We start from the raw sequence: 11,548 nt of genomic DNA, 5'->3' as shown, positions 1-11,548 counted from the left end.
ACTTGTATTTTAGGACAACTAACCCACCATAACTTTATTATGTAAACATATATATACACTTGGTAATATTCTTTATAGCATTTTCTATCCAATTATATAAGCAAAAAAGCCTGTCTAAGCTTCATACTTAAAACAGACTTTTCCTACTTTTCATATTAAAAACACACAACAAAAAGTTTGATTTTTTAATTAGCACATTACTTCAATTGTAAATCCACCAGGCGCTTCAACATAAAACGTATACGCATGTGCATGTTTAGGAGGTTCAACCAAAAATCCATCTCCCTTCAATCTTTGATTCATTTTATTTATTAGTTCCTCATTTTCTTGCGGAAACCCTACATGAAATGTTTTAGGATACTGAACTTCTTTCCCTTTCATTAAATTTATTATAAACCCATCCTTATCACGCATAACTGCAAAGCCATTTCCCCTCGTTCCACTTCAAATTAATCCAAAATATTTTTCTGAAAATTCTCTAGTAGCTACTACATCTGTAACCGTTAAATTAAGATGCTTAATTTTCTAATACTTTATTATATAAAGTAAAACTTTGATCAGTGGGGCGTTTACGGACAGTATGGCTCCCCCCTAACTTTTTTGCTCCAGCCAAATTTTTTGGTAGGAGTTTTACTGCCCAAAAATAGCGGGATAAATAAAAAACACGCCTTTCACAGCGTGTTTCATTGCTTCACATATACTTCAACAATTGGATTATCTTTGTTATCTGCATGTAAGCGTATATTCGCTTCACTCGTATTATAAATGCTGGCTAATAGCATAATCGTTAACAAATTAGGAGTCTTAGCATCACTTCCGTATTTTCTTTCAAGCGCTTCTTTATATTCAAACTCTAAATCCCCCTGTATATATGTATACACTTCAAATCCATCTTCTAAATTGCAAACTACTGTATCAATAATATCCGCTCCTACTTGTTTCTTCATTTCATCTCGCAATGCTTCTATAAATTCTTTCCACGGTACTTCGTATGTTTGAAACTGATCTGTAGATTTCATTGCCTTTCCCTCCTTACTATATCCTTTCTTTATATTTCCCCTTTCATATAACAATTATGATAGGTAGGTCATTCGTACAAGCCGCACTTGTCCCCCTTACATATCGTATTACTGTAAGGGGGAAGGAGGACAGAACATGCATAGACAAAGATGTTATGATACGTGCCGACGTTATTTCGGTAAAGTTGTTCGAATTGAAGATCGTGATGGTCGCATTCATTTAGGCAAAATAATCGATGTGACAAATGAATCTGTATGGATCGAACCAATGCAACAGCGCTCATCTTTTGATACAGGATTCGGATACTATGACGCATATACAAACGGTGGTTGTGATCTTTGCGGCGGCATTAGCAGATGTGATAGTTGCGGATTCGGTTGCGGTGGTGGATTCAGTAGCTGTGGATGTGGCGGTCGTGGTTGCGGTAATTGTGGCGGCGGCTGGGGTGGCGGTTGTGGCTGGGGCGTTGAACTTGGATTTGGTTTCATCTTCGGAATTACTTTAGCTGCATTATTTTTCATTTAACATAGTAAAGAGTTGACTACCTTTAGCCAACTCTTTTTCTCTACTTTTCACATATAAATATACGGTGTCCTAAAACATGTTGGTACATACGTCGTACGTTTTCATGTTGTACCCATGCCTCATATAACTCATTCGGAATATATGTTGATACATTCCATTCCGGCTCTTCTATATAGCTAGATATCGTTTCTGCAATTGTACCACCGCCAGCAATTGTAATTCTTTTGAAATTTGCTTTCTGAAATAGTTGTACCCACTCATTCTCAGTTAATAATTCTTTCATGCCATATAATTGGGCAATTTTTTCTTCCTCACTCTTCTCAATATGTGTATTAATAATCATTTCAATGACAACAAGCTTACCATCCTTCTGTAATACACGATAGCACTCTGATATAACCCTTTCTTTATCTGTAAAAGCGAGTATCGATTCCCCAAGCACAAACTCAAATGAATCATTTAAACAAGGTAAATGCTCTGCATCACCTTGAATCAATTGTACATTCAATCTTTCAAACAACCATCTATCTTTCGCTTTTTGAATCATAATTTCATTCTTTTCAATCGCTGTTACTTTATAACCGAATTCTTTTGTCATGTAAGCCGCTGTTTTCCCCGTACCACAACCTATCTCAAGGACATCCGCTCCTTGTCTAAGAGGCAGTTGTGCTAGCAATTGTTTTGTTAACGTAAAACCACCAGGATGAGCACTTCCTATTCCGTAATAAGCTAAGAAATCGATGTAAGTATTTCGTTCCATGGGATTCTCCCTTTTTTATTTTATATATTCAAGGAAGAATGAAAAGTGCATAAAAAAAGGGCGCATCACGCGCCCCCTCAGCTTATTTTTCCTCACCGATATATGCCCATTTGTAGCTGTAATCTCCACCAACTGGGTGGTGAACAATTCCTTTTACTTTTGCTCTTTGAACAATTGCATCACCACGTTGATATAATGGTGCAATTGCTGCATCTTCAAGTAACATTTTCTCAGCTTTCAGTAAGCTATCCCAACGCTCTTTCGTTTTCGTTAATAGCTCACCTTTACCTTTTTCCACAATTTCATCATATTTCTTATTTGAGTAACCAGTTTGGTTATGAGGTCCATCTGTAACGAACATATCAATGAATGTCATTGGATCTAAGTAGTCAGGTCCCCAACCAGCGTAAGATAAATCATAATCTAGATCTGATTCTAATTTTAATTTTTGTTTAAACGGCTGGTTTTTCAAGTTCACTGTTAAGCCTGGTAAGTTTTTCTCAAGCTCTCCTTTTAAGAACTCCCCTACTTTTTTCGCATTATCGCTATCATAGTTTAGCAGCTCAATTGTTACTTGATCTTTTCCAAGCTCTTTTTTCGCTTTGTCCCAATGCTCTTTTGCCTTTTTCACATCCGTTTTTAAAATATCTCCATTTTCTTTACGGAAGTCTTTTCCATCCGGACTCTTAGCAAATTCTTTTGGTACTAAGTAATCTGCAGGTGTAGATCCGTCATTTAAAATAACATTCGTTAAACCTTTTTTATCATACGCCTTTGCAATTGCTAAACGTAAATCTTTGTTCTTTAACACCGTATCTTGACCACCACGTTTTTGATTTAAACGTAAGAAGAACGTTGATGGTGTTTTTTGTGTATAGAAATCTGGATTCGATTTATATTTGTCAACAAATTCAGATACTAATCCTGAACGGTCAATCTGTCCACTTTCATATAAGTTGACACGTGTACCGCTATCTTTTACTACGTTAAAGTTGATTTCTTCTAACTTAACTGTTTTATTATCCCAGTACTGTGCGTTTTTCTTTAATTTCCAACCTTCTTCATGTTTCCAGTCTGTTAATGTAAATGGTCCGTTGTATAATGTTGTATCTGCTTCTAAACCGAATTTTGCACCTTTTTCTTTTACGAATTTTTCATTTTGTGGATAGAATGTTCCGAATGAAGTTAATTCAACAAAGTAAGGAACTGCATTTTCTAATTCTACTTCTAACGTATAGTCATCTACAGCTTTTACACCTAACGTATCAAGCGCTGCTTTTCCTTCATTAATTGCTTTTGCATTTTTTACATCGAACATAATGTATGCATATTCCGCTGCTGTATTTTTATCTACAGCACGTTTCCAAGAGAATACGAAATCTTTCGCTGTTACAGGCTCTCCATTTGACCATTTTGCATTTTTATTTAATGTAAATGTATACTTCTTACCATCGTCACTCTTTTTATATGATTCAGCAACCCCTGGTGTTGCTTTATTATCTTTATCCAGGCGATATAAACCTTCCATTACGTTGTTTAAAGCAAGAAACGATACTTGGTCTGTTGCTTTAACAGAATCCATAGATGGAATCTCTTGAGCTTCTGTTAAATTCAGCACTTGCTTCGCTGCTAATTTTCCGCCTTCTTTTTCACCGCTTTTTGGTGTTGTGCTTGCCTTATCTTTTTCCCCTGATCCAGAGCAAGCTGTTAATGCCATACTCATTACTAAAACTGGTGCTACGACCGCTGTCAATTTTTTCATCTTTTTTCTCTTCATTTTCTTGTACCCTCCCCAATTATATGTACGATATTAACATTTAGAAATTCTCTATTAACTTTCGTTATCAGAAAATTCTTATTAATTAATATTCTACTATCTTTCTGAGTTTTGTAAAGTATTTTTGTAAATTTTCTAAATATTTATTTTTTTGTGATAGTAACTTGTTGTTTTAACTACTATATGAATTATCCCCCGTCTACTATATGTAAACATCCCTCCCCTTATTCCACTCTATTACTACGTTCTATATTTTTCTTATTAGCATGAGATCTCTTACTATCATTCATCTGTCTTACTACTTACTGAACTCTCTCTAATGTCCTCCGATAGAATCTTCCTAATTCCCTATCCGTTTCTCAATAGGCTAACGAGATATATTCCCTTATACATACTAAAAAGCATTTCAAAAGCAGCTCAGCCACTTTTGAAATGCTTTCACTTTATTTTTTTCCGCCATCCTCAGTTACATACGCCCACTTAAAGCTATATTCTGGACTGATGTTATGTTTCACGATTCCTTTTACATTCGGTTTCATTACGTACGATCTTCCTGTTTGATATAAAGGAACTAATCCTGCATCTTCTTCAAGGAATAATTTTTCAGCTTTCCCTAACGTTTCCCAGCGTTTTTTCGCATCACTCATTAATTCATTACCTGCTTTTCCTACCATTTCATCGTATTTTGGATTTGAATAACTCATTTGGTTATACGGGCTCTTCGATTCAAACATATCAATAAATGTCATTGGATCCGCATAATCTGGACTCCAACCTGCATAAGAGATTTCATAATCTTGTGCAGTCTCTAATTTTAATTTTTGTTTGAACGGCTGAATTTTCGTATTAATCGTTACACCTTTTAAATTTTTCTCAATTTGATCTTTAACATAATCAGCAATCTTTTTCGCAGTTCCATCATCATAGCTTAGTAATTCAATTGTAACTTGATCTTTTCCAAGTTCTTTTTTCGCTTCTTCCCAAGCTGCTGCACCTTTTTTCGGATCATATTTCAGACCATTTTTAAATGTATCTTGATAATCTTTTCCATCAGGTCCTGTCGCAAGCCCTTTCGGAACCAATTGATCCGTTGCTTTTGATCCATTATTTAAAATTACATTCGCCAATCCTTTTTTATCGACCGATAATGCAATTGCTTCACGAAGCTTTTTGCTCTTTAATGGCGTATCTTGTCCGTTACGTTTTTGATTTAAACGTAAGAAGAATGTACTTGATTCTGCATACTCACCGTACTCATCTTTATTCGATTTATATTTATCTACAAATTCTCCTGATAGTAATGTAAAGTCAATTGATCCTGTATCATATAAATTTACTTTTGTAGCTACTTCTTTTACAACACTATAATTAATTTCTTCTAATTTCACAGTCTTTTTATCCCAGTACTTATCATTTTTCTTCAGCTGCCAACCTTGTTCATGTTTCCATGAAGACATAACAAATGGCCCGTTATATACAGTTGTATCTGCTTCTAAACCGTACTTATCGCCTTTTTCTTTTACGAATTTTTCATTTAATGGATAGTATGATGGGAATGCTAATAAATTTAAGAAATACGGTACCGGTTTTTCTAATTCTACTTCTAGCGTGTAATCATCTACCGCCTTCGCTCCTAATTCAGTTATAGGTTTTTCACCTTTATTAATCGCTTCTGCATTTTTAATATAGTAAGCAATAAATGCATATTCTGCCGCAGTATTCTTATCAAGTAAGCGCTGCCATGCAAAAACGAAATCTTTCGCTGTTACAGGATCTCCATTCGACCATTTTGCATCTTTTCGCAGTTTAAACGTATACTTTTTACCATCTTCACTTTTCGTACTAGATTCTGCCGCAGCAGGAATTGGCTTATTATCTTTATCAAGACGATATAGGCCTTCCATCGTGTTTCCTAAAATTTGTGCCCCTAATGTATCAGTAGATTTAGAAGTATCCATCGTCGGAATTTCTTGATTTTCCGTACGATTCAATACTTGCTTCGCTGCATATTTAATATCAGATGTTTTTTCTTCCCCACTATTAGATGTAGTAGTCGTTTTCTTTTCTCCACCTGAACTAGAGCACGCTGTCAATGCAACACTCATCGCTAAAACTGGTACTACAACTGCTGTTAATTTTTTCATTTTTTTTCTCTTCATTTTTTAACCCTCCCTAATTATATGTACATTACCAACCTTGAGAGACTCCTTGTTAAATATTTTTCAGAAAATTACAACTAATGTTATTCTACTCTTTTTTTTGCATTTGTAAATAGTTTTATTTTAAATATTCTGATTTTAAACTTCGTAATTTAGTATGATTTATCCCCCATCTACCATATGTACATACTTTACTCCTTATTCTTCTCTATTTTGCTATACTACAAATTTACATTTTAATTTCCAATATACAAAAAAGCATTTCAAGGTAGCTAAGCTACTTTGAAATGCTTTTTCAACTCTTTTATTTTTCAGCAACATATGCCCATTTAAAGCTATATTCCGGACTGATATTATGTTTTACAATACCTTTAATATTTTGTTTTAGAACATATGCATCACCACGTTGGTATAAAGGTACAAGTGCTACATCTTGCTCAAGAAGTAATTTCTCAGCTTTCCCTAACTCTTCCCAACGTTTCTTCGCGTCACCCATTAATTCAGTGCCAGCTTTTTTGATCATATCATCATACTTCGGATCAGCGAAGCTCATTTGGTTATGAGAATGTTTAGACTGGAACATATCTAAGAATGTCATTGGGTCAGCATAGTCAGGTCCCCAACCAGCATATGATATATCATAATCTTGCTCTGTTTCTAGTTTTAGTTTTTGTTTGAATGGCTGAAGTTTAATATTAACTGTTACACCTTTTAAATTTTTCTCAATTTGGTCTTTTACATATTCCCCTACTTTTTTCGCATTACCAGTATCATAGTTTAATAGCTCAATTGTAACTTGGTCTTTACCAAGTTCTTTTTTCGCTTCTTCCCATGCAGCAGCAGCTTTTTTCGCATCTGGTTTGATACCATTTTTAAATGTTTCTTGGAAGTCTTTGCCGTCTGGTCCAGTCGCTAACCCTTTCGGTACTAAGAAGTCAGCTGGTTTAGATCCGTCATTTAAAATAACGTTTGCTAGGTTTTTCTTATCGATAGAAAGCGCGATTGCTTCACGTAATTTCTGACTCTTTAATGGTGTATCTTGTCCACCACGTTTTTGGTTCATACGTAAGAAGTAGGTACTTACTTGTGAGTATGTGCCAAACTCCTCTTTGTTATTTCTATATTTATCAACGAATTCACCTGATAGAAGTGCGAAATCAATTGCACCTGTATCAAATAAGTTGACCTTTGTATTTATTTCTTTTACTACACTATAGTTGATTTCATCTAATTTTACAGTCTTTTTATCCCAATATTGATCATTTTTCTTTAGTTTCCAGCCTTGCTCGTGCTTCCAATCAGTAAGAACAAATGGTCCGTTATATACTGTTGTATCAGACTCTAAACCGAATTTATCCCCTTTTTCTTTTATAAACTTCTCATTTAATGGGTAGTACGATGGGAACGCAACTAAGTTTAAGAAGTATGGTACCGCTTGTTCTAATTCAACTTCTAATGTATAGTCATCTACCGCCTTAACTCCTAGTTCAGTTACTGGTTTTTCACCTTTATTAATTGCCTCTGCATTTTTAATCGGGAATGCGATAAACGCATATTCTGCAGTTGTTTTTGGATCTAATAATCGTTGCCAAGCATACGCAAAGTCTTTTGCAGTTACAGGATCACCATTTGACCATTTTGCATCTTTACGTAGTTTAAATGTATATTTTTTACCATCTTCACTTTTTGTGCTAGATTCTGCTGCAGCTGGGATTGGTTTATTATCTTTATCTAATCGATATAACCCTTCCATTGTGTTCCCTAAAATTTGAGAACCTAATGTATCTGTATTTTTTGAAGTATCCATTGTTGGGATCTCATTTGTTTCTGTACGATTTAGCACTTGTTTCGCTGCTAGTTTTCCTTCAGATTTACTATCTCCACTAGAGCTAGAGTTTGTGCTTGTCTTCTTATCTCCACCTGATGTAGAACATGCTGTTAACGCCATGCTCATTGCTAAAACTGGTGCTACAACTGCTGTTAGTTTTTTCATTTGTTTCTTTTTCATTTTGTACCCTCCCTAATTCTTAACGATAGCTATTAAAGAATTTTCTGATAATTCTGTTTTTCTTTATATATTTATCAGACGATTCTTACTACTTCTTATTCTACTAATTTTTTAATTTTTGTAAAGTATTATTATTGAAAATTTTTAAAAAATTATTTTTTTACAGTAATATTCATAAAAATGCCATACGTTGTTCAAACCTTATTTCTCCTTTATACACATTCGTTGATTTAATCACTTTCATCTCATTTACCGCTTGAATACTTGTTAATTATTGCTAATAAATAATGCATATATCTAAAAACACCTTTTCTACAAAAATAAAAAAGTCAGCTAAACTGACTTTTTTTACCCGGCAATTTTTTCTCTTTTGATTTCCTCTACCACTCTCTTATACTTCTCATCATCAAACTCATTTTCACTTTTTGCAACAACTACAGTCGCAATACCGTTACCAATTAAATTAACGATAGCACGTGCTTCTGACATGAAACGATCTCCCCCAAGTAGTAGCGCTAACCCTTCTAATAAGATAACATTCATTACAGATAGAATAGATGCTAATAAAAAAGCAGACATTTCGTCTGCTTTAATTCTCCTCAATCTGCTTCGCACTTAATCCTAGATGTGTTCTAAGAGTATCACTCAAACTTTGTAGGTCTTTTTTATTAGGATTATAGTAATAGACACGTTGTCCATTTGGGCCATTAGGTAAATAAAGATCATCACCAGCTAATTGAGTCTTTTCAACTGAACCATTTAAACCATATTTATAAAAAGATAAAATATCATCCATGGCTAAATTTGTTTTAAAATCACCATCAACCGCCTCAACCATTTTCTCTAGTTTTGTAATCGAACCTGCGCTTTTTAATTTATTTAACATCGCTTCAATAACAAGTTGTTGACGTTGCCCTCTCATTGCATCACTGTCAATATGACGCGTTCTTGCCAGCGCAAGTGCTTCTTCTCCCGTTAATTTTTGTAGTCCTTTTTTCAAATGAATCGCATCAGGTTCATCTTTACTATTTTGTTCTGTAAATTCAACTGGGACATCTATTTCAATACCATCTAATCCATCAACAATTTTAATAAATGAGCTAAAATTAAACTTCACAAAATAATCAACGGGGACTTGTAACAATTTTTCTACTGCTTCAACAGATGCTTGTGGCCCTCCATCTTTACCATTTTTAACAAGCCCTCTTCCATATGCATGCGTTATTTTATCCTTTTTCTTTTCAATCGGGACATATGTATACGTATCACGTGGTATACTTGTTAATTTCACTGTCTTATCATCTTTATTAAAAGTTGCCAGCAATAACGCATCTGTATGAAATGCACCACTATACTCCTTTTGACGTTCTTGATTTTCATCAATGCCCATAATTAAAAGTGAAACATTGTTTGCAATTGGTTTTACTGCTTTCTCACGTAAGTTTGATTTTTCACCACGCGCTAAATTCAAATTAGATTTTTGTACAAGATTAGAAGTTTTCATATATACATAGGTGCCATATCCAACCCCGCCAAATAGTAATACTCCTAGTAGTAAACTTATTATCGTTGTCTTTTTATATTTCCGCTTATTTTTCTCTTCTCTTAAAGACGAATGATTCCCCATTTATTCTCCTCCTGTTTCTATTCATCCAATATATTTTTCATTTTTTCATATTTCGTGCTATCCTTTTGAAACATACTTTCTTTCAGCCCTTTATCTATTTGTATCCATTCGGTAGTAACTGAATATTGAATCATACCTTCATGAAAACTAAGAAACTTTAACATAACCCCTGTGTTTTTCTCCACAACCATTTCAAATTTCCCTCTTACATCTTCAGAGGCGCTAATAGGCATCTCTATATTAATTACCCCTTCAATTTTGTAACAATCGAGTCCTAGATATTTCGTTTCTTTATAATTCCAATCTTTATATCGAATTAACAAATCTGCGAATTCTGATTGAATACTATGCTTAGCCAATCCCACATATTCGCCATCATACCGTTTCCTCTCACCTGATTTTCTCAACAATCTTTCCGTAGGATTTAGTTTTAATAGTTCATTATTTCTTTCCTCTGGGCTCCATTTTGTCTCTTTATATGTATAGTTCTCATCATCAAACTCTTTTTTTCTACCCTCGTTATATATAATCGTTCTTTTTTTCAATCGTTTATCTTCTTGAGATGCAATGCCTCTTTGTTTCTCCGTATCAATCGCATACTTGTATGTTGTAGCCATTCTTGTAGAGCTAGAATATTCCTCAAATTGTCCTGAAATATTTTTAAAATGATCAATTGAATCCAACATCTTTATATGAATTTTTTCCTTATCTGGATAATTTACATTCAATTTTATTTCTTCTTCATTTTCATAATCAGAAAACGCCTTTTTCTTCACATATTCAAATACTCCACCATTTTGTGCAAAGCTTTGTATAGAAAATTCAGACATAGAAACAATAGAAAGCGCTAGAACCGCGGCACTAATTACCATCATATGAACTCTGTAACTCTTCTTTTTTACTGGAAGATTATGCAGTGTATCATTAATCTTTCCATTTAACTTTGGCGGTAAAATAACATTTTCATCTTTTATTCTCTTTTTTAATTTCTCATCAAATGATTTTTCACTATCCATTCTATACACCCCCTATTCCATCTTTAATCGCTCTTCTAATAGTTCCCTTGCACGTGACAACCTTGACTTAACCGTCCCTTTTGGAATTTCTAAAAGGGACGCAATACTCTCTTGATTCATATCTTCATAATAATAAAGTACAGTTACAGCTCTTAATTCTTCCGTTAAAGACTGAATGGCATTACAAAGATCAATATCTTTATATCGGTCGAACGCTACCATACTACTATCATGATCCTCGATTATAATTAGTTTTTTATATGACTTAATTATATTGTTACACTCATTTATTAAAATTCGAATTAACCAAGTTTGAAAAAACGCTTCTTTTTTTAGTTTTTTTATATTTTCATAAGCTTTTAAAATTGTTGTCTGTATCGCATCCTCTATGTTTGTCTCATCATGTAACATCGCCTTTGCAATGCGATACATCTTCACTTTCTCCGTATGTATAAGCGCCATAAAGGCTTCATGATCACCTTTTTTCGCTAAGGAAACATCCGTTTCTTCTTTTACAATCATTTTATATAAAGGGATTACTTTCACAATTGCTCCTCCTGTTTCATCCTCACTTCAAATTTAACTTTACACGTATTAGACTACGTAGCCTATAAAAAGGTTCATTTTTTTGAATATTTTTGTAAATGAAAAGATAA

Annotated in this window: 9 protein-coding genes and 2 pseudogenes; 1 reads left to right on the top strand and 10 read right to left on the bottom strand. The window is 34.0% G+C overall.

Annotated elements, in window-relative coordinates; genetic code table 11:
• Positions 1-189: 189 nt before the first annotated feature.
• Both ACS2MN_RS26280 and ACS2MN_RS26275 read right to left on the bottom strand, forming a co-directional pair.
• A pseudogene (locus tag ACS2MN_RS26280) lies at positions 190-522 on the bottom strand (VOC family protein).
• Positions 523-683: 161 nt separating this feature from the next.
• Positions 684-1,019: a hypothetical protein gene (locus ACS2MN_RS26275; RefSeq protein WP_000842916.1), complete on the bottom strand. Its 336-nt coding sequence runs from the start codon at positions 1,017-1,019 to the stop codon at positions 684-686.
• A 136-nt stretch (positions 1,020-1,155) separates the two neighbouring features.
• Here ACS2MN_RS26275 and ACS2MN_RS26270 point away from each other — a divergent pair, with 136 nt between their 5' ends.
• Complete coding sequence (locus tag ACS2MN_RS26270) at positions 1,156-1,545, top strand: hypothetical protein (protein ID WP_000555014.1); 390 nt, start codon at positions 1,156-1,158, stop codon at positions 1,543-1,545.
• Positions 1,546-1,585: 40 nt separating this feature from the next.
• Here ACS2MN_RS26270 and ACS2MN_RS26265 read toward each other — a convergent pair whose 3' ends face one another.
• From ACS2MN_RS26265 to ACS2MN_RS26230, 8 genes and pseudogenes are all read right to left on the bottom strand, one after another.
• The gene (locus ACS2MN_RS26265; RefSeq protein WP_200203231.1) at positions 1,586-2,305 is read right to left on the bottom strand and encodes a class I SAM-dependent methyltransferase; all 720 of its coding nucleotides are present in this window, start codon (positions 2,303-2,305) and stop codon (positions 1,586-1,588) included.
• A gap of 82 nt (positions 2,306-2,387) precedes the next feature.
• Entirely contained in the window at positions 2,388-4,082 is a 1,695-nt protein-coding gene (locus ACS2MN_RS26260) for a peptide ABC transporter substrate-binding protein (protein ID WP_098805205.1), read from the bottom strand.
• A gap of 443 nt (positions 4,083-4,525) precedes the next feature.
• Positions 4,526-6,241 carry a peptide ABC transporter substrate-binding protein gene (locus tag ACS2MN_RS26255; protein WP_000823479.1) on the bottom strand — a complete coding sequence of 572 codons (1,716 nt, stop codon included), beginning with the start codon at positions 6,239-6,241 and terminating at the stop codon, positions 4,526-4,528.
• A gap of 304 nt (positions 6,242-6,545) precedes the next feature.
• Positions 6,546-8,249 (bottom strand): peptide ABC transporter substrate-binding protein, encoded by a 1,704-nt coding sequence (locus ACS2MN_RS26250; RefSeq protein ID WP_098805206.1) that lies wholly within the window; start codon positions 8,247-8,249, stop codon positions 6,546-6,548.
• A 348-nt stretch (positions 8,250-8,597) separates the two neighbouring features.
• Positions 8,598-8,816 (bottom strand): annotated as a pseudogene (locus ACS2MN_RS26245) (C4-dicarboxylate ABC transporter); the annotation flags it as partial.
• Positions 8,817-8,838: 22 nt separating this feature from the next.
• Complete coding sequence (locus ACS2MN_RS26240) at positions 8,839-9,876, bottom strand: LCP family protein (protein WP_098805208.1); 1,038 nt, start codon at positions 9,874-9,876, stop codon at positions 8,839-8,841.
• A 17-nt stretch (positions 9,877-9,893) separates the two neighbouring features.
• Positions 9,894-10,892: an anti-sigma factor gene (locus ACS2MN_RS26235; RefSeq protein ID WP_098137501.1), complete on the bottom strand. Its 999-nt coding sequence runs from the start codon at positions 10,890-10,892 to the stop codon at positions 9,894-9,896.
• A gap of 12 nt (positions 10,893-10,904) precedes the next feature.
• A complete protein-coding gene (locus ACS2MN_RS26230) occupies positions 10,905-11,438 on the bottom strand; it encodes an RNA polymerase sigma factor (RefSeq protein ID WP_000864737.1) in 534 nt (177 codons plus the stop codon).
• Positions 11,439-11,548 lie beyond the last annotated feature (110 nt).

It is taken from the genome of Bacillus cereus group sp. BceL062, assembly GCF_051780025.1.
GTDB classification, from domain to species: domain Bacteria; phylum Bacillota; class Bacilli; order Bacillales; family Bacillaceae_G; genus Bacillus_A; species Bacillus_A toyonensis.
Note: the sequence above shows the minus strand (reverse complement) of the source record. Positions and strands in the feature narration are given on the sequence as shown.